This window comes from Pseudoalteromonas sp. 4NS20-0020, from assembly GCF_057554385.1.
The window spans coordinates 432,382-452,584 of sequence record NZ_BAAJMI010000001.1; the positions used below are offsets into that span (position 1 = coordinate 432,382).

A 20,203-nucleotide genomic window follows, 5' to 3' on the forward strand; every position below is an offset into this window, starting at 1 on the left:
TTATGTTGAGTAACCCAACCAAAATGCTTGTTAAGGCAAGCATTTTTATATTCACGGCAATAGCGCTATTAGCAAGTAATAGCTGCTATGCGCAATCGCCAAAGCTTGAACTAACCGATACCTTAGGTAAGCCCGTTAGCCCTGCCATAATATTAAAAAGCGACGCTCATATGACAGTAACAGGGTTAATTAACCATGTTGTCGTTAAGCAAACTTATCAAAACGAAAACCCATTTGCGGTGAATGCACGTTATGTGTTTCCACTACCCGACGAAAGTGCAGTGCACGCCATGACAATGCGTATTGGTGAGCGCGTTATTAAAGGGCATATTGATAAAAAAATTGAGGCCGAAAAAAAATACGCACAAGCTCAAAAGGCAGGAAAGCAGGCTGCACTGGTGCGTCAACAACGGGCAAATATGTTTGTCACTAATGTGGCAAATATTGGCCCCGGTGAACAGGTGGCCATTGAGCTTGAGTATCAAGAAATTATTAATTATCGCAGTGGTACTTTTACTATTCGTTTTCCAACCACAATTACACCGCGCTACCATGCAATAAATGGCACATTAGAGCAGCCTAGTCCAAGCCTTATGGATCAAAACTTAGCGCCCAGTGGTTGGCTAAGCCCGGTTTATAACATTCAAAAAAATAATGATGCACCTAGCAGTGAGTTTACTTTAAATATAGATATAGATGTGGGGTTAGAGCTTGTTGATATAACCTCTAAACATCACCGTATTAATGTTAATAATCCCGCGTTTGGGCAATATAAAATAGCACTGAACGATAAAAATGGGGCTAATCGTGACTTTGTTTTAGCGTTTAAGCCGCTTCAAAAAGAAAACGCGCAAGCTGCCTTTTTTACCCAGCAGTTTGAAAACGCAGACCATTATGGCCTTGCTATGTTAATGCCGCCAGGGGATTATTTTACGCAAACTCAGCGCTTACCCCGAGAAATGGTATTTGTAGTAGATACATCGGGCTCAATGCATGGGCAGTCTATTGAGCAGGCCAAAAAGGCGTTATTTTATGCGCTGTCGTTACTTGAAAGCGACGACAGCTTTAACATTATTGGTTTTGATAATAATGTCACCGCCATGAGTGATAGGCCTCTTATAGCCAGTGATTTTAACTTACGCCGAGCAGAGCGTTTTATTTACAGCCTTGAAGCCGATGGTGGCACCGAAATACAAGGCGCGCTTGACGCGGTACTTGAAGGCAGTACGTTTGATGGTTTTGTACGCCAAGTAGTGTTTTTAACAGACGGCAGTGTAAGTAACGAAGCTACTTTATTTAAAAATATTCAGGCTAAATTAGGTGATAGCCGTTTATTTACGGTAGGAATTGGTAGTGCTCCTAATAGCTTTTTTATGCGCCGTGCAGCCGATATAGGAAAAGGCACATTTACTTTTATCGGCAGCACACAAGAAGTACAGCCTAAAATGGAGCAGTTATTTGATAAGCTCGCCCACCCAGCCATTACAGACCTCGCTTTAAGCGATGAAAACGGTAACAGCTTAGATTTTTGGCCGTCACCACTGCCTGATTTATATTTTGGTGAGCCAGTTATGGTTGCTATAAAACTTAATGATGCTAAAAGTGTGATACTTACAGGGCAAACAGCACAAGGGCCTTTAAGTATTAAATTAAGCACACAAAATAGCTCTCAAGCCAAAGGCATAGCAAAATTGTGGGCGCGTCAAAAAATTAAATCGTTACTTTTATATAACGAGCAAAGTAGTGTTAAAGACGAGGTGCAAAAATTAGCTTTAACGCATCAGCTTTTAAGTCCATTTACTGCGTTTATTGCCATTGAACACACTCAAATTAAAGACGTTGCAGATCAAACTGCGCAAGCCGCTAACCAAGTCCCGCAAGGAATGGAAATGCGTTTGCCGCAAACCGATGGTCAAAGTAGGCTGCATATAATGTTGGGTAGTATGTTACTTATAGCGTTTGGTGCTCTTAAATTAAAAAGACGCGTTAAAACATGAAAAAGTGGTTAAGTGCAGGGCTATTAATTGCTGGGCTCAGCTTGTTTGGCCACGGTGTGTATATGCAAGCAAAGGCATGGCTTGCACAAGTGCTTATTGAGCATGCGTGGCAGCAAGCGCTTGCAGAGCCGGGTAAAAAAGTAAAACCGTGGTTTTATGCTGACAGTTTTGTAACCGCGCAGCTTCACTTTCCATCGCATAAAAAAACGTTAAGTGTGCTCGGTGGTGCGAGTGGTCGAAATTTAGCATTTGCACCAAGCCATTTTTTGCCCGCGGGGGAATTGGGCAATCGCCAGAAGGGAGCGTTAATAGCAGGTCATAACGACACCCACTTTGCGTTTTTACAGCACGCCAAAGTGGGGGATCAGTTTACTATGCAGTTACAAAGCGGGGAGTTACAGCAGTATAAAGTCACGGCGGTTGATATAATTCATCAATCGCAGCATGACTTTTTACGCACACCGGGGCTTTATTTACTTACCTGTTATCCCTTTGATGCATTAGCGTCGGGCACCGATTTGAGGTTATTGGTATCGGCAGAAATATCTTCACCAGATTCACTAAGTGGTATATCAACAACAAGCTCTTGATGGCGCTGACTAACCATAACGCCAATAAATACCACAAAAATACTAAGCCACTGCCAAAGTGTAAGTACTTCTCCCAAAATAATGGCCGATAAGATAAGTGTAAAAATAGGAATTAAATTTGAATACGCCGCCGCAGTAAGCACCGATACCTTGCTAATTGCATAGTTGTACATACCGTAGCCGCCTAAAGTAACGCAAGAGCCTAAATATAAAATACTCATAAGTGCCGTTAGGTCGTGTTGATTTTCGCTGGGTAGGTCAATAAAAAATAAAAAGGGGGCAAAAAACAAACTCCCGCTAATGCCTTGTAATGCAATTAAAGTCAGTGGTGAATACCGGTTTGCTAAGTGCTTAATACTAACAGTATAAAATGCAGCGCACACCATAGCCATTAACTCTAAAAAGTTACCCAAAATAGGATTAGGCGCTTGTTCTGAACTTGGTGAGAGCAGCGTAAGTAAAATACTGCCGCCAATACATAGCGTAAAGCCCACTACAATGGCTTTACTTATGTATTCTTTGAGCATAAAAAATGCTAAAAACGCGACTATTATTGGCAAGCACGACACAATAACCCCCGCCTGAGATGCCGATGTATATTCCATTGCGTGGCCTTCAAATAAAAAGTACAAGCAAGGTTCAGCAAGCGACATGCCCACTAAATACTTCCAATCACCTTTTTGATATTCAAAGCGAATAACATAACGCCATAAACACAATGAAATAACGAGCGTAGTAAGCATACGTAAAAATATCACTAATGCGGGATCGTAAATGGCAATGGCGTATTTAAGCGCTATAAACGAACTGCCCCATAAAAAAGTGGCAATAATTAAACATAAACTGGCAGGCATAAGACGTAATTTAAACAATAAAATATAGCGCGATCCTAGCATGAATATTTTTAACTTGTTCAAAAATACCGAGCTGGTATAAGTTAAATCATAATAAAATTTTAATAGCTAAAAATAATGCAAAGGGAACAGATAATAGTTGTAAAGTTAGGTACGAGCGTACTAACTGGTGGCACCGATAAACTAGATAAAGCTCATATGGTTGAGTTAGTTCGCCAATGCTGCGAGCTTAAAAAGCAGGGGCATCAGGTTGTTATGGTATCGAGCGGCGCCGTAGCTGCAGGCCGTGAGCAACTATTAAAATCCTGTGGTACGAGCTTAGCGGATAAACAAATGTTAGCCGCCATTGGGCAGGGCCAACTTATTCATATATGGCAAAGTTTGTTTGCCTTGTATGGTGTAAACGTAGGGCAAATGCTGCTAACACGCGCTGATGTTGATGACAGGGAGCGCTACTTAAACGCACGCGATACATTAACGGCCTTACTTAGTTACAACGTGGTGCCTATTATAAATGAAAACGATGCGGTGGCGACGAGCGAAATAAAAGTGGGTGATAACGATAACCTATCGGCCTTGGTGGCTATATTAGCTAATGCAGACAAATTGCTATTACTTACCGATCAAGACGGCTTGTTTACCAGCGATCCGCGCACCAATGCCGATGCAAAGCTTATTGACGAAGTAACTCACATAAACGATGAACTGCGTCAACTTGCTGGTGGTAGCGGTACAAGCTTAGGCACTGGCGGTATGGCAACAAAGTTGCAAGCGGCTGATATAGCAAGGCGTGCAGGCGTTGAAGTCATTATTGCCAAAGGCGCTGGCAGCAACGTTATTTTAAAATGCATGAGCGAGCAATTACCGGGTACGCGCTTTTTAAAGTTAACAGCGCCTAAAGATGGTCGCAAAAAATGGTTATTAGCCGGGCCTAAAAGCAATGGGCAAATAGCAATAGACGCAGGCGCTATTCGTGCGCTGCAAAATAATGGGGCAAGTTTATTGGCCAAAGGAGTCACTTGTGCTTTTGGGGATTTTGAGCGTGGTGATTTAATAGATTTGATTGATACAAATAACCAAGTAATTGCGCGTGGTTTAACCCGCTTTAGTCGCTCGGAGGTTAATAAAATTAAAGGCGCACATTCAAAAAATATTGCACAGTTACTTAGTTATGACGCTGGGGCAGAAGTATTGCATAGGGATGATTTGGTACTACTTTAATGCTTAGCTAAAAAGCATGTATTTTAATTAACTGTCTAATTATTTAGTAAAGTTATAGATTATGTCTATACTGGTTAAAAATTATTCAAACTGGGTGTGGCAATGCAAGCCAATTCATGTGGCCACGAGTGGGTAGTCGAACTCACTTGTCAGGAAGACGAAAGCCATTTAGATTCGGCTTTAATAGACGTGCTAGGTGACTTACTAAGCGTCGATAATTTTGCGATTTACATAAACAAGCACGTTACCTTGCAAGCCCCACCTATACTGATAAATACACACAGCAACTTAACATACTTAGAGCCCAATCAAGCCCAATTAATACTTAATAAAGCAACACCTAGTAAAACAAGAGTTATTCATACGACTGATGATGTAACAACATACATCCCGGTTAATCATAGCGATACTATTCTGGGTGTTTTAATTATTAAAACCAAGCAGTTAATAACCGATAGAATAAGTGCATTAGCGATGTACATTTTAAATGTGTATGCGAATCAATTATGGATTTTGCATAAGTCGCGGCTTGATCCTTTAACGGGGCTTTTAAATCGCCAAACCTTTGACAAAAAAGTAATGGAAATAGTCACCGGTAATGGCTTTTTATTACCCCGAGAGCAAGCAGATACAAAACGCTGTTGGTATTTAGCCATTGTTGACATTGATTTATTTAAAAATGTTAACGATACATTTGGCCATGTAGTTGGCGACGGTGTAATTGCACAAGTTGCTAAACTCATAAAAAATAATTTTAGAATTGAAGATTATGCTTTTAGATACGGAGGGGAAGAGTTTGCAATAGTGTTTCAGTCGCAAACAAATACGGATGCACTTAATGCACTCTCCCGTTTACGACAGCGAGTAGCCAGTCATGATTTTGAGCACATACAGCAGTTAACAATTAGCATTGGCTTTTTAGAGCTACAAAGCGCTGATACCGTTTCAAGTATAGTAAACCAAGCCGACATGGCGTTATATCACTCAAAAAAAACAGGACGGAATAAGGTGACATCATGTCACGAACTTACGCTCAGCAAAGAAGTCAGGATTTCTCAATAGTATTGAGCTTTTTTGATTGTAAAATTGTGCTAAAATCTGGCTCCTTAAATTGTTGTAGTCAGAGTATTAAGCATGAAATTCGTTCGTTGGTTTTTAGGTTGTATAATTTTATTCTTTAATTTTATATTTACTCCTCGTAGTAAAAAGCGTGCAAGCGAAGAGCAAGCCAAGCTTGATCTGCAAACCTCTCATTTTAAACTTTATCAATTTAAAGCATGCCCGTTTTGTGTGAAAGTACGTCGTGCTATTAAGCGCGAAGGCTTGAACATAGAAACACGCGATGCAAAAGACAATGAGCAATATCGTCAAGAGCTACTAGAACAAGGTGGCAAAATAAAAGTGCCTTGTTTACGTATAGAGCAAAATGGCCAAACTCAATGGCTTTACGAATCTAACGATATTATTGCGTACTTAAATAAAGTAGCTGCTTAAACGATTCATTTAATTTTTATCTCACTTATTTAAAGAGACATTATCATGACAATCCGTACTCGTGTTGCCCCGTCACCTACTGGTGACCCGCATCTTGGCACCGCTTATATTGCATTATTTAACTACTGTTTTGCTAAGCAGCAAGGCGGCGAATTTGTTCTTCGTATCGAAGATACAGACCAAGTACGAAGCACACCTGAGTCGGAACAAGCGATAATGGATAGCCTACGTTGGTTGGGTCTTGAGTGGGATCATGGCCCTGATGTAGGCGGTGAATTTGGCCCTTATCGTCAGTCTGAACGTAGCGATTTATATAAAAAATACGCACACCAACTTGTTGAGCAAGGCAAAGCATTTTACTGTTTTGCAACAAGCGAAGAGCTTGACCAAATGCGCGAAGAGCAAATGGCTGAAGGTCTGCGTCCTAAATACGACGGTCGTGGTTTAAACCACACAGAAGACGAAATTAAAGCTAACCTAGCTGCAGGTAAGCCTTACGTTATACGTATGAAAATTCCAAGCGAAGGGACCTTTAAGTTCAACGACTACCTACGCGACGAGATTGAGATCCCGTGGGAAAACGTAGACATGCAAGTGCTATTAAAAGCCGATGGCTTCCCAACGTATTTCTTAGCAAATGTGGTAGACGATCACCACATGCAAATTAGCCATATTTTCCGTGGTGAAGAATGGATTAACTCAGCACCTAAACTATTAAAGCTTTACGAAGACTTTGGTTGGGAGGCGCCAGTACTTGGGCACCTGCCATTATTACGTAACCCAGATAAGTCAAAGCTTTCTAAGCGTAAAAACCCTACAAGTATCAATTACTACAAAGAAATGGGTTACCTACCAGAAGCGGTACTTAACTACTTAGGCCGCATGGGCTGGTCAATGCCAGACGAGCGTGAAAAGTTCACACTTGATGAAATGATTGAACACTTTGACATGAAACGTGTATCGCTTGGTGGCCCAGTATTTGACGTAGATAAGTTAAGCTGGTTAAACGGGACGTGGATCCGCGAAAACTTGACTGACGAAGAGCTTGTGCAGCGCTTTGTTGATTGGAAGTTTAACGGCGAAATGCTAGCTAAAGTATTACCAGAAGCTAAAACGCGTATTAATACGCTGTCGGATATGGTTGATTTAGCAGGTCATTTTGTAGGTGGTATTCCAACTTACGACCCAGCACTGTTAACGGCGGGCAAAGCCGACGAAAATGTAATACGCCAAGCACTACAATTTTTTGTATGGCAATTAGAAGGCTTACGTAGTTTTGATAAGCCAGCTATTTTTGCCATTGCAAAAGAGGTTGCCACATTCCATGAGCTTAAAATTAAAGACTTTTTAGAGCCAATATTTGTAGCAATCACAGGTAAAACGTCATCGACGTCGGTACTTGATGCAATGGAAATTTTAGGCTCTGACCTATCACGTGCGCGTTTACGTGTAGCACTTGCTCATTTAGGTATTTCTAAAAAGCAGGCTAAAAATATTGAGCGTGCTTACCGTACATACCCAAGCGCATAATCTTTAGTCATACTTTTTAAAAAGCCGAGCTTATTAAATAAGCTCGGCTTTTTTGTTTTAGGGAGCCAGTGTTAATTAGTTTTGGTATTACTGCATTTATTTCAAGTCGTAAGCTTGACCAGTACAAGTAACCGAAATGTCGCAATAAGATTGAGGAGTTTCTCTACAAGAATTAATAGTAAAGGCATTACCGCCTCTGCGCATTGCATCCGCTTTAAGTGAATCTATGGCACTTGATTTGGCCCGATTGTAACTAACGTTACTGTTTGCACCACGGCCATCTCCATTACAGCTCTCGCCTTCAATTCGGCCTAATAATGAAGCACCGCTTTCATGGGCTTGTTGGTCACTATAAAATTGATGCAGATCTCTTTTATTTACATAAGTACCAATTTCATCACCTAAAACATCGTTGTTTATATTGGTATGGTAAGTAACGCCAGAACACCCAGTTAGTGCAGTTAGCACACAGGTTACAGCAAAAATACGCAGCATAATGATTAATCCCTTAGTTATTGTTGGCTTAAGAACAAATTATCAATAAAAACAAAAGCAAGCAAAGCAAAAACAAAAGTAAGTTGTATCATTTTGTAAGTGATTCGACCTCTCTTTAAATTTTTTCTGGTAGTATGGGTAAGTTATAAGCAGTTTAAGCAGTGAACAAACTATGTTAAGTCCTTACTTTCAGCAGCACGCTGATTATGTTTCTATCTCTCGTGAGCAAGGGTGTCGTTTCGCAAAGTGCGTTGCAGATGATTACAATCCACTTCATGACAAAGATGCCAAAAAGTTTTGCGCGCCAGGAGACTTACTTTTTTCTTTAGTGTTAGACCGCTACGGTATAAGTGAGCGAATGGAATTTACCTTTGCTGGCATGGTTGACGAAAATACCAAACTTAATTTTCCACAAGGGGAGGATGAGTTTGATGTAACCAACGGCGATAAAGTAATTTTAAAGGTAAAACGCGAAGGTAAAACCAGCAAATGCCCAACACTTACAAATAGCCTAATAAAAAACTATGTTGAGTTTTCTGGTGCGGCATTCCCGCATGTCATTATTCCGCTAATGGGCAAGCAAGAGGTGATGATTAACCCAGCGCGCCCTATGGTTATTTACGAGTCGATGATTATTAATCTTGATGACATTAATATTCAAGCACCAACGCTTGAATTTGCAGAGCCAAGCTTTGAATATACAGGTAAACGCGGCAAAATTACTCTGCGCTTTAACCTATTAGAAAACGGCGAAAAAGTTGGTTTTGGTGAAAAGCACATGGTGGTGTCAGGTATTCGTGAATACTGCCAAACAACGGTTGATGATTTAATTGCATTTTATAACGAGCGAAAAGCGACCTTAAAACCGGTTTAACATCAGCATTTAAATGGGGCGCTATTGATAGCGCCTTTTTTATTGCTAAAGCTCAGGTATAATGGCGCTCTTTGTTATTTTAAAGCTAAGCCTATGTCTGCTACATCATTTTCATCACTTAATCTCGACCCGTTATTATTAACAGCGATTGAGCAAAATAATTACACTCAGCCTACCGCAATTCAGATTAAAACTATTCCGCCAATTCTCGCGGGCAACGATGTAATGGGCAGCGCACAAACTGGCACAGGTAAAACCGCCGCCTTTGTATTGCCACTACTACATAAGCTTTTAAATACACCTAAAAAAGAGGAGCCAGGCATTGCCCGAGTGGTCATTTTAACGCCTACGCGTGAGCTTGCTCAGCAAGTGTTTGCCAGCTTTGAAAAGTACGCACAAGGCACTAACATTCAGGGCGCTTTAGCGTATGGCGGCGCAAGTATTGGCCCGCAAATTAAAGCACTTAAAACGGCGCAAGTGATAGTGGCAACACCAGGTCGTTTGCTCGATCATATAGTTAAAGGCAGTGTGGTGCTCTCTAGTGTTGATTCATTAGTATTTGATGAAGCCGACCGCATGCTCGACATGGGCTTTATTGATGAAATAAAACGTATTTTGCGCCATATTCCGGGCGATCGCCAAACGTTATTGTTTTCAGCCACATTCGATGACAGCGTGTTTGAGCTAAGTAAAATACTACTTAAAAACCCCGAGCTGATTGAAGTTGATAAACGTAACTCAGCCGCCGTTGAAGTAGAGCAAATTATTTACGCAGTTGATGAAGACCGTAAGCGCGAACTTGTATCGCATATGATCGGCATGAAAAATTGGCGCCAAGTACTTATATTTACGCGTACTAAACAAATGGCCGATAAGCTTGCCAAAGAAATGTGTAAAGACGGTTTAAAAACAGAATCCATTCATGGCGATAAATCGCAAGGCGCGCGAGACCGTGCACTACAAAACTTTAAAGAAGGTACTACTCGCGTATTAGTTGCCACCGATGTAGCTGCCCGTGGTTTAGATATTCCAGCCCTTAAATACGTAATTAACTTTGAATTGCCATACATAGCTGAAGATTATGTCCACCGCATAGGCCGTACGGGTCGCGCAGGCGAGCAAGGCCTTGCAATGTCGCTTGTAAGTATTGACGAGCAATGGTTACTTGAAGAAATTGAAGTACTGCTTGATACGCGTTTAGCACCACAATGGTTAGAAGGTTATGAGCCTGACTTAAACAAAGCCCCTAAAGATAACCGAAAAAACACCAATAAAGCGCGTAAAGATCGTGACAAAAAGCGTATTACAGGTAAAAGGGCACCAAGCAGACGACGAAAATAATAGCCAGTAGTATGGGGCAGTTAATGCCCCATTTAGTTATAAAAAATGAGTTTTAAATAGTATTTAGCAATTTTATACACATCAGCTCTGCTTATTTTAATAGCCACCCTTACATAAAGCGGCTAAATAAATACCCCCCTTTAAATAGCAGTACTTTGTAAGTGTTTTTTCTTCTTACAAATGTGCATTATTACAGTTTGAATCTATACTTAATCTACGACTAATAGGTTGGTAGAGCGATGAAAGGTATTATTTTTACTGAATTTTTAGAAATGGTCGAAAGCACATTTTCACCTGCCGTTGCCGATCAAATTATTGTACAAAACGAACTTGATTCCAATGGGATTTACACCAGCGTTGGTAACTATAACAAGCAAGAGCTTTTAAAATTAGTGACTTCGTTGAGCAACATCGTCGATGTTCCAGTGGATGTACTGGTTAAAGAGTACGGAAAATATCTGTTAACGCGCTTCTTGGTTTACTATCCACAGTTTTTTGAAAACCTCACTACCACGTTTGATTTTTTAGATACCATAGATAGGCACGTACATGTAGAAGTTGAAAAATTGTATACCGACGTTGAGTTACCTAGTTTTCAAACCAAGCGATTAAGTGATACCCAAATGCAGATGGTTTACCATTCGAGTAATCCCTTTGCAGTGCTCGCTGAGGGGTTAATAGAAGGTGCAGCCGAGCATTTTAAGGAAAATATCAGCATACGCAGCGATATCAGTGACGATCATCAAGTTGCTACATTTAACTTAACTCTGGTCGGTTAAATATGGATGTAGCTCTTTTACAGCGCAGATTAGAACGAGAGCGTTTGGCACGAAAAGAAGCTGAAAAACTACTTGAAGCCAAATCGTTACAGCTTTACGAAGCCAATAAGGTACTCAAAGGTGCGGCTGAAAATTTGGAGCAGGAGGTTGCTAACAGAACTCACGACCTTGAACTGGCTAAACAAGATGCAGAAGCTGCGAATGAGGCTAAATCAGACTTTTTAGCAAACATGAGCCATGAGATTCGCACCCCGATGAATGCCATAATAGGCATGGCTTATTTGGCTTTAGATACTGATCTTTCGGAAAAACAGCGTGACTATGTTGAAAAAATTCATTATTCGGCAGAGTCTTTATTAGGGATAATTAATGATATTTTAGACTTTTCAAAGGTTGAAGCGGGTAAAATAGAGCTAGAACAAAAAGAATTCAATTTTAATACCTTCCTAGAAAATCTTGTAAATATTATTAGCACGCTAGCATCACAAAGAAAAATTGAAGTGGTGTTTGATATTGACCCCTTACTGCCTGACTTTTTTATTGGTGATGCATTAAGACTCAACCAAGTACTATTAAATCTGTTAAATAATGCACTTAAATTTTCAACACGGGGTAAGGTTATATTAGCTGTAAAACTAGTTCAGAAAGTAGATAGTTATTGCAGTGTTGCTTTCTCTATTTCAGATAACGGCATTGGGATGACCCAAGCACAAGTTGACTCACTATTTAAACCTTTTACTCAGGCTGACGTATCGACAACCCGAAAGTTTGGTGGAACGGGGCTTGGTTTGGTAATAAGCAAAACATTGGTCGAACTAATGCAGGGCGATATTACAGTAAACAGCAAATTAAATAAGGGGAGCTGCTTTAGTTTTACTATTCCACTCAATTATTCGACTAAGCAAAATGAGTTTGACATATCACATATTAGAGCCAAGCGAGCACTTGTTATTGAAAGTTCAGATAGTCAGTTAACATCATTACAAACGCTGCTTTTAGGTTTTGAAGTAAAATTTGACACTGTAAATAACATCAACCAAGTATTAGACCGGCTAGGCATGCTACATGATTACGATTTTATATTTATAGATTGGCGAACTTTAAATTTAAATCATGATAGTGCTGCGCAGTCTTTGCGCAATAAGCTTAAATTAAATGCAAAAAAGCTAATTGTAATAGCGCCTTGTGAAAATAAAGCGCTAAACGAAAGCCTACTAGGGTTTGGTAATAACACTTATAAAGTACTCATAAAACCAATAATTAAAAGTACTTTGCATAACGTACTTTTACAGATTATGCATATAAAAACACTAAAAAAACCAGAATCACAAGAGAGCTTAAATACACAAAACACACTACAAAAACTGCAAGGCATTCATATTTTATTGGTTGAAGATAACCCGCTCAATCAACAAGTAGCAACACAAATACTGCGTAAAAATGGCTTAATTGTTGATATTGCTAACGATGGCCTTGAGGCATTAGATGCGCTAAAACATAAAACTTACGATGGTGTGTTAATGGACTGCCAAATGCCTAGAATGGATGGTTATACGGCAGCCATAGAAATAAAAAAACAAGCAAAGTTTAAAAATTTACCCATCATTGCAATGACTGCTAATACAAGAGAAACGGATTTATTAAAGGCGCAAGATTGCGGTATGGATGGCTATATTTCAAAGCCCATTAAGGTTGAAAGTATGTTTGAAGTAATAGCAAAGTGGGTGTGTATTTAAATTTTGTTTTTGAGTTGTTTACTAAATAAGTTGGTGAGATAAAAAAGGCAAGCATTAGCTTGCCAATAAGGGGGTAAATTAGTTTAACTTTACGCTATTTGTTTCTCAGCTAGGTTGAGCTCCATAGTTGCTTTTAATAAACGGTATAGGTTAATTGATGCGTCAATTTCTTCTTTACGGTTTGTTAAGCTTTCAATGTTTAAACCCAGTGGCACGTCTAGGTGTGCACAGCTTTTTAAAATTGAATCGAGATTTTCGCGGCAAATACGCACCGATTCACTCAAGGTGTTGTCGGCGTCAAGCATGCGCCATTTGGTCGCCTCTGGTACTGAAATACCCAACCACTGCATAAACTCTAGGGTTTTTTCACCGCCACATGGTGTAAACGTGAGTATAATACGTTTTGGTGTAACGCCTTGTGCCTTGCAGGTACGCGCGTAACTTGTTATTAAATCAATAGTAGCTTGAGCATTATAAACCGCTTGCGATATAAAAAATTGGCAACCTTGTGTTGTTTTTTCTATTAAGCGTTCGTGTTCATTGCGCTTGCTTGCATGTCGCTCTGCAATGGTTACGCCTCCTAAAAAGAAGTCATCACTTTGCTCAGCTAATGTTTTATAAGCGTCAGGTAGGCTTAGTTTAATATCACCTTCCGACGATGGGCTACCCACTAAAACGACATTTTTTAAATCAAACTCGTTTTTAGTTTCATCTAGCCACTCTTTAAATTCAGCCTCACCGCGTTGCGCTACGCTTTTGTAGGTAATTACATCTAGGCGTGATAAGTCTTTTAGCAACTTACTGTACTCACGCGGATCAACCGTTTGTTTAAATGGAAACGGACGAGCCTGATTAGTTCGGCTGCTCTCATCTTGAATATCGTAAATTACAACACCGTCGTATTCGATTTCGTGTAAGCGGCCTAATAGTTTTTCTGCAATGGTTTTTAACTGCGCTTTATCAGTGCCTATTTTGGGTGGCGTTGTGCCAATAAGGTAAACACCTTGATTAGTGTCCTCAATTTTCTCTTGAAGTGATAAAGCCATAATCCTCATTCCAGCTCAATGGTTGATGGATTAAATATAGCAGCCATTTAGACGTCTAGATAGATTTTTTAAGTGAAAGTTTTTCAAGCAACGTGAGGATTATTCATACAAAGGAGTTCCTAAATTAAGTGCATGACACAGTTGTTTACATAATAAAGCGACTGAGGGCTCTTATATTCATTGGCTTTGGGGCATAATTAGTAGTGAAATTGTAAATATTTTGACAACAACTTTGCTCAATTTACTAAAGGACAATTATGAAATTTAAATTATTAGCAACAAGCCTTGCGGTATCACTCGCTTTAACTGGCTGTGCAATGCAAAAAAATGAAACGACGCAAACAGCAAAACAAGAACAAATAAAAAAAGCTGATGACCGTGTTTTTTCACAAGATTACCTAATTGAAGAGCTTGAGAATGGCTTACGTGTAATGGTTGTAAAAACGGATTACCCTGATGTCGTTTCGCTGCAAATACCGGTTTCTGTTGGCTCGCGCAATGAAGTGGAAGCGGGTAAAACTGGTTTTGCTCATTTTTTTGAACATATGGTATTTAAAGGCTCTAAAAAATTTCCGCAAGACGAATACACCGCCATATTCAAAAATGCAGGGGTTGATAACCGTGCATACACTACCAACGATTACACTAACTACCATTTAAACTTTTCAAAGCAGCACCTTGATAAAGTACTTGAGATTGAAGCTGATATTTTCCAAAACTTAACCTACACCGAAGAGCAATTTAGAACCGAAGCACTGACAGTTAAAGGTGAGTACTTAAAAAATAACGCCAGCCCAATTCGTAAGTTATTAAGTGCTGTGCGTGCAGAGGCTTTTGAAAAACACACTTATAAACACACCACAATGGGCTTTTTTGAAGACATAGAAGCCATGCCAGACCAAATGGCTTACGGTAAAGAGTTTTTTGATAAGTTTTATAAGCCAGAATATGTATCGCTAGTTATTGTGGGTGATGTTGACCCAAAAGCCACAATGGCAATGGTTAAAAAACACTGGGGTGGTTGGGAAAAAGGCAATTACGTTGCCGATATTAAAGCTGAGCCAAAACAGCAAGCTCCTAAGTATTTGCATGAACAAAATAAAGCCTTGCCGGGGCATTGGCTATTGGTATCGTATAAGGGTGCTGCGTGGGAACCCGCTAAAAAAGACAGAGCTGCACTTGATTTAATCTCGCAGCTTTATTTTTCAAGTAACTCAGATTTATATCAAGAGCTCGTTGTTGATAAACAAATAGCGAGTCAAATGTTTACTTATAATCCAGAAACCAAAGATCCAGGCTTACTGCATGTATTTGTAAAAGTAGAAAACGCTGATGATTTAGCAAAAGCGCGTGATGCAATTAACCGCACTTATGCAAAAGCCAGAACAGAGTTGGTCGATGCACAAAAATTAAGTGACTTAAAGTCTAACCTTAAATATGGCTTTATTAATGGTTTAGATTCTTCGCAAGCAATTGCATCAACGCTTGCAAGTTACATGCATTTTGAACGCGATCCTGAAGTAATTAACCAGCTTTATAAGTCGGCCGACAACATCACAGCAGAAGATATTAAAGCGGTTGCTAATAAATACTTTGTAGATAACACGCGTACTACCGTGACTATGTCGGCACTTGATAAAGCACCGGGGTTTGCAGAAGAGGCGAGTTTAAGTGCAGTAGTTGCAAAACTTGAACAAGCCCCAGAGGCACCTGTATTTAAAGTGCTTGATAAAACCAATAGCTCGCCGCTGATTGATGTAAACTTTTTATTTAATACAGGGGCAGCTGCTGATCCTCAAGGTAAAAAAGGTGTAGCTGCGCTTACCGCCGCAATGCTTGCTCAAGGTGGGTCGCAAAGTACCAGCTACAAAGAAATTCAAAAAGCGCTTTATCCACTTGCAGGTAGTTTTGGTTACCAGATTGACAAAGAAATGCTGTCGTTCCAAGGGCGTATTCATAAAGATAACGCTGAAACTTGGTATGCACTTGTAAGCGAACAATTACTTAACCCAGGCTTTAGAGACGATGACTTTAAACGCCTTAAAAAAGAAATGATCGACGGTATTAAGTCGGGATTAAAAGCATCTAACGATGAAGAGCTAGGTAAAGAAGTACTCTACAGCACGCTTTACAAAGGCCACCCATACGAAAGTTACAACTACGGTGATATTTCTGATTTAGAAGCATTAACGCTTGATGATGTAAAAGCATTTTACAATTCAGAGCTTACTCAATCTAAACTAACACTAGGTTTAATTGGCGCCGTGCCAAAAGCGCTTAAAGCAAATATTATGAGCGATTTAGCAACCTTACCTAAAGGCGAGCAAAACCGTTTAAGTATTCCTGATGCGCCAGAGCTTAAAGGCCATCATGCAACGATTGTAGAAAAATCAGCGCAATCGACGGCAGTATCGTTTGGCTTCCCGATTGATACTATTCGCAGCAGCGAAGATTGGACTGCCCTTTGGCTTGTGCGTTCGTACTTTGGTGAGCATCGTAGTTCTAACTCATACTTATATGAACGAATTCGTCAAACGCGCGGTATGAACTACGGCGATTACGCATATATTGAATACTTCCCACGTGGTATGTTTCAAACTAAGCCTGATGCAAATTTAGGGCGTTCTGAGCAAATATTCCAAGTATGGTTGCGCCCACTTCGCTCTAACAACGACGCGCACTTTGCAACGCGTACCGCATTATTTGAGCTGGATAAGCTTATTAAAAACGGCTTAACCGAAAAAGACTTTGAGGCAACACGTAACTTTTTAATTAACTACGTGCCGCAGCTTGTAGCAAGTCAAAACCGCCAGCTAGGTTATGCACTTGATAGCGAATTTTATAACACTGAATCGTTTGTAAAATACGTAACAAGTAAACTTGAAAAGCTAACGCTTGCTGATGTGAATCGGGTGATTAAAGATAATCTACAAACAGATAACGTGCAGTACGTGTTTATTACCGGTGACGGTGAAGACATGAAAAAACGTTTAGTGTCAGAGCAAACATCGCCAATGGTTTACAACACAGAAAAACCAGCAGCGCTTGTTGCAGAGGATAAAGTTATTGCCGATTACGCATTAGCTATTCCGGCTAACAATATTGAAGTAGTGAAAGTTGACAGTGTTTTTAAATAAACCTTAAACAAAACGACTTGTAGATAGTTAAAAGCCCCACGTTTGGGGCTTTTTTATAGCATTGAGCCAACCTTTATCCCTAACCCTAAAATTATTACTGCGCTTATTATGGCTATTAATGTGATATGGCCTCGTAGTTCTTTTTCTTTACGTTCTGACATTTTTTAGCGCCTCAACTCATTATAAAAAATACAGTGATCATCCCCAATATAAAGCTGACTACTGACGATAGTGCTAAAATTGAGGTTATATTACGCGTGTGTAAAACTGGACTAACATCGCAAGAGTTAGTGTTATCTTCAAGTTTAATTAATTCACCTTGGCGTACTTCCAATACAGCACATAAAGCCATTGTTGTTTCTTTTGATGCAGCACCTTCTTTCTCTACCCGTTGAATTGTTCGTAAACTAACATCGCAGGCGTCAGCAAGTTGCTGCTGAGTCCAATTTAACTGGCCTCTGAGTGATTTAACAGTTGTAGGATTTAATTGCACGTTAAAGCTTCCCTACAAATAGTTCAACAATGGTTGCAGTTGCATAGCCAAACACTGCACCGCCTAATGCGCAACCAGCAATAAAAAAGAAAGCCTTTTTAGGATCGTCAGGAAGACTGCATTGAATTTGTTTGGCAACGACTTTTGTATCTTTATAAAGTGTGCACTCCATTCGCCCTGTGAGTATGTTTAGCATGTCAAACTTTACTTGGTACTGTGAGTTCTCAAAATCAAAAGAGTGGGTGCTTGTGCAATTTACATTGCGCTTTTTACTAAATAAATCATCATTTATGTACACCTCTTCTTTACCAGTAAAGTAACTTCCAAAACAGGCTATTTGATTGTCGCCATCTTGAAAATAAAATTTATAGCCGAGTTTTTTAGTATTTAATATGTCGTTTTTCATCATCGTTATCCTTGTTGAGTTGATGATGCTAATTTAGCGTTTATTATTATTTTTTACGCCGTCATGAATATGCCAGTGAGCAGTTTGGCATATGACACTGTGTATGTCATGTGTGTTTAACTACTGATTTTAATGTGTTTTATTTGATTTTCGTTCAGGTTTAAAATGAGTGTTGCTGTCGTATCATTTTTATTCTTTGATTGAGTAAATAATAAATTTAAAGAAAAGTACGCATTTATTTTTGTCATAAAAACGCTAAGTACATATACTTTCAGACAATTATTCTTATAAGTCTGAAGGTAAGCGTGCTAGATGATAAATTATTTTTAAAGTTAGTTTTGGACACTATGCCAGAGCAGGTTGTTGTAATTAATAAAGAAGGAGAAATGGTTTTTATAAATAAAGGATGGCAAAACTTTGGTGAAGAAAATGACTGCTCATGCGGTGCTTGGGAAAAAGAAAATTATTTATTTACCTGTAAAAAGGCCGCAGACAACGGTGACGAAATAGGCGAAAGGGCATTGAAGGGAATTAATGCTGTTATTAATGCAGAGCAAGAAGCGTTTTATTTAGAATACCCATGCCATAGTGATGATGAAAAACGCTGGTTTATGATGCGCGTAGTACCATTTAAGTACAGTACTGATTTTTATTATGTAATTACGCATCAAAATATTACAGAGCGAAAGCTCGCTGAAGAAGAAGTCCAGAAACTGGCCAATATTGATGGGCTAACTGATATATTTAATCGTGGTTATTTTGATAGCTTTTTAGAGCAAGAATGGAATAGGTGCAAGCGTTTAAACATGCCTCTTTCATTGGCATTAATTGATTTAGATGACTTTAAGCTACTTAACGACACTTATGGCCATCAACAAGGTGATGAGTGTTTAAAACAAGTTGCGGCAGTCCTTAAGCAATATACAAAAAGACCCAGTGATATTTGCGCACGTTTTGGCGGAGAGGAGTTTGTACTTGTTTATGGCAACACAAACTCAGAGCAAGCTACAATAATTATTAATGCTATTGTAGAGCAGCTAAAGCAGCTTAATATTTGTAATGAGCTGTCATTACCAAGTAAAACACTTACTGTTAGTGTTGGGCTGGCAAGTGTTATTCCTTGTAACAGTTATAAAATACAAAATATGGTTAAAGAAGCCGATGACTTATTATACAAAGCAAAAACTGCGGGTAAAAATTTAATATGTGCAGCCGATTTAACCGTGGTTGACTAAATTTTAAATACTTAGTTGTTAAATGTGCTTTGTTATACCTAATAACCAGAACAAATAACTAAGGCGTTAACACCTTGAGCTTTAAATCCGTTAGACTTAGCAAAAGGCTCTTTTTATATCAATTTAAGGCAGTTCAGTATTATGCGTCATGAAATTTGGCAACAGCTTCGAAGTGAAGCAAATGAAGTCGTCACTCGCGAACCACTTTTAGCAAGTCACGTGTATTCATGTATTTTGAATCATGAGTGCTTGGGTTCGGCGTTAAGCTTTATTGTTGCTAATAAATTGGCGGATGCTGTTGTATCTGCATTTACTATTCGTGAATTATTCGATCAATCATTTGTAAAATGCGATCGCATGCTGTCTTTTGTCGCAGAAGACATTAAAGCTGTAAAAGATAGAGACCCAGCCGCAGAAACCTACCTGACTGTTATTTTAAATTTAAAGGGGTTTCATGCTATTCAGGCTCACCGTTTAGCTAACTGCTTGTGGCAACAAAACCGTAAAGAACTGGCGCGTTTTATTCAAAGCCGTACCTCTGAGGTGTTTGGCGTAGATATTCACCCTGCGTGTCAGGTTGGTAAAGGCATAATGTTTGACCACGCAACGGGTATTGTTATTGGTGAAACGGCAGTCATTGAAGATAACGTATCAATACTGCAATCGGTTACGCTTGGTGGTACAGGTAATGAGCAGGGCGATCGTCATCCTAAAATCAGAGCGGGTGTGTTAATTGGCGCAGGTGCAAAAGTGCTGGGTAATATTGAAGTGGGTGAGGGCGCACGTATTGGTGCAGGGTCGGTGGTATTAACTGCTGTGCCACCTCATACAACGGCCGTTGGCGTACCTGCTAAAATTATTGGCAGACCTGAATGCCCGTGTCCTGCGCAAAGTATGAACCAAAACTTTTTAGCTACACCAGAGCCAGAAAACGAATCGCATACCAGCGCTATGCTGTGACATAGAATAAAAAAT

Annotated in this window: 18 protein-coding genes; 13 read left to right on the forward strand and 5 right to left on the reverse strand. The window is 39.6% G+C overall.

Going from position 1 to position 20,203, the window contains the following annotated elements; translation table 11 throughout:
- Positions 1-2 precede the first annotated feature (2 nt).
- Positions 3-1,997, forward strand: coding sequence for a marine proteobacterial sortase target protein (locus AC27JL_RS01985; RefSeq protein ID WP_487194683.1), 1,995 nt, complete (start codon positions 3-5; stop codon positions 1,995-1,997).
- Positions 1,994-2,587 carry a class GN sortase gene (locus AC27JL_RS01990; protein WP_487194684.1) on the forward strand — a complete coding sequence of 198 codons (594 nt, stop codon included), beginning with the start codon at positions 1,994-1,996 and terminating at the stop codon, positions 2,585-2,587. The genes AC27JL_RS01985 and AC27JL_RS01990 overlap by 4 nt, the downstream gene beginning before the upstream one ends.
- Here the strand turns inward: AC27JL_RS01990 and AC27JL_RS01995 are convergent.
- Positions 2,482-3,441, reverse strand: coding sequence for a DMT family transporter (locus AC27JL_RS01995; protein ID WP_008130411.1), 960 nt, complete (start codon positions 3,439-3,441; stop codon positions 2,482-2,484). The genes AC27JL_RS01990 and AC27JL_RS01995 overlap by 106 nt on opposite strands.
- 117 nt (positions 3,442-3,558) lie before the next feature.
- On the opposite strand from AC27JL_RS01995, the gene proB reads away from it, so the two are divergent.
- The 4 genes from proB (at position 3,559) to gltX (ending at position 7,686) form a co-directional block, all read left to right on the forward strand.
- Positions 3,559-4,662: a glutamate 5-kinase gene (gene proB / locus AC27JL_RS02000; RefSeq protein ID WP_487194685.1), complete on the forward strand. Its 1,104-nt coding sequence runs from the start codon at positions 3,559-3,561 to the stop codon at positions 4,660-4,662.
- 102 nt (positions 4,663-4,764) lie between these two features.
- A complete protein-coding gene (locus tag AC27JL_RS02005; protein WP_487194687.1) occupies positions 4,765-5,724 on the forward strand; it encodes a GGDEF domain-containing protein in 960 nt (319 codons plus the stop codon).
- A gap of 72 nt (positions 5,725-5,796) precedes the next feature.
- Positions 5,797-6,156: a glutaredoxin family protein gene (locus tag AC27JL_RS02010; RefSeq protein WP_006791909.1), complete on the forward strand. Its 360-nt coding sequence runs from the start codon at positions 5,797-5,799 to the stop codon at positions 6,154-6,156.
- A gap of 45 nt (positions 6,157-6,201) precedes the next feature.
- Positions 6,202-7,686, forward strand: coding sequence for a glutamate--tRNA ligase (gene gltX / locus AC27JL_RS02015; RefSeq protein ID WP_008130406.1), 1,485 nt, complete (start codon positions 6,202-6,204; stop codon positions 7,684-7,686).
- A gap of 96 nt (positions 7,687-7,782) precedes the next feature.
- Here the strand turns inward: gltX and AC27JL_RS02020 are convergent, their stop codons facing one another.
- A complete protein-coding gene (locus AC27JL_RS02020) occupies positions 7,783-8,181 on the reverse strand; it encodes a hypothetical protein (RefSeq protein ID WP_203984594.1) in 399 nt (132 codons plus the stop codon).
- Positions 8,182-8,353: 172 nt separating this feature from the next.
- Here AC27JL_RS02020 and AC27JL_RS02025 point away from each other — a divergent pair, with 172 nt between their 5' ends.
- From AC27JL_RS02025 to AC27JL_RS02040, 4 genes are all read left to right on the forward strand, one after another.
- Positions 8,354-9,055, forward strand: a complete 702-nt coding sequence (locus tag AC27JL_RS02025; protein ID WP_277054096.1) for a DUF3581 domain-containing protein — start codon at positions 8,354-8,356, stop codon at positions 9,053-9,055.
- 93 nt (positions 9,056-9,148) lie between these two features.
- Positions 9,149-10,396, forward strand: coding sequence for a DEAD/DEAH box helicase (locus tag AC27JL_RS02030; RefSeq protein ID WP_487194688.1), 1,248 nt, complete (start codon positions 9,149-9,151; stop codon positions 10,394-10,396).
- 239 nt (positions 10,397-10,635) lie between these two features.
- A complete protein-coding gene (locus AC27JL_RS02035) occupies positions 10,636-11,175 on the forward strand; it encodes a heme NO-binding domain-containing protein (protein ID WP_010555805.1) in 540 nt (179 codons plus the stop codon).
- A 2-nt stretch (positions 11,176-11,177) separates the two neighbouring features.
- Positions 11,178-12,911 carry a response regulator gene (locus AC27JL_RS02040; protein WP_277054098.1) on the forward strand — a complete coding sequence of 578 codons (1,734 nt, stop codon included), beginning with the start codon at positions 11,178-11,180 and terminating at the stop codon, positions 12,909-12,911.
- Between the two features lie 89 nt (positions 12,912-13,000).
- Here the strand turns inward: AC27JL_RS02040 and AC27JL_RS02045 are convergent, their stop codons facing one another.
- On the reverse strand, positions 13,001-13,957 hold the full coding sequence (locus AC27JL_RS02045) for a methylenetetrahydrofolate reductase (protein WP_138527746.1): 957 nt from the start codon (positions 13,955-13,957) through the stop codon (positions 13,001-13,003).
- A gap of 257 nt (positions 13,958-14,214) precedes the next feature.
- On the opposite strand from AC27JL_RS02045, the gene AC27JL_RS02050 reads away from it, so the two are divergent.
- Positions 14,215-17,094, forward strand: a complete 2,880-nt coding sequence (locus AC27JL_RS02050; RefSeq protein ID WP_277054099.1) for a M16 family metallopeptidase — start codon at positions 14,215-14,217, stop codon at positions 17,092-17,094.
- Between the two features lie 172 nt (positions 17,095-17,266).
- Here the strand turns inward: AC27JL_RS02050 and AC27JL_RS02055 are convergent, their stop codons facing one another.
- Both AC27JL_RS02055 and AC27JL_RS02060 read right to left on the reverse strand, forming a co-directional pair.
- Positions 17,267-17,587, reverse strand: a complete 321-nt coding sequence (locus AC27JL_RS02055) for a helix-turn-helix transcriptional regulator (RefSeq protein WP_138527742.1) — start codon at positions 17,585-17,587, stop codon at positions 17,267-17,269.
- A 1-nt stretch (position 17,588) separates the two neighbouring features.
- The gene (locus AC27JL_RS02060; protein ID WP_138527740.1) at positions 17,589-17,996 is read right to left on the reverse strand and encodes a hypothetical protein; all 408 of its coding nucleotides are present in this window, start codon (positions 17,994-17,996) and stop codon (positions 17,589-17,591) included.
- 302 nt (positions 17,997-18,298) lie between these two features.
- On the opposite strand from AC27JL_RS02060, the gene AC27JL_RS02065 reads away from it, so the two are divergent.
- Positions 18,299-19,228 (forward strand): sensor domain-containing diguanylate cyclase, encoded by a 930-nt coding sequence (locus tag AC27JL_RS02065; RefSeq protein ID WP_203984567.1) that lies wholly within the window; start codon positions 18,299-18,301, stop codon positions 19,226-19,228.
- A gap of 141 nt (positions 19,229-19,369) precedes the next feature.
- Positions 19,370-20,188, forward strand: coding sequence for a serine O-acetyltransferase (gene cysE / locus AC27JL_RS02070; protein WP_006791922.1), 819 nt, complete (start codon positions 19,370-19,372; stop codon positions 20,186-20,188).
- The last annotated feature ends 15 nt before the right edge of the window (positions 20,189-20,203 follow it).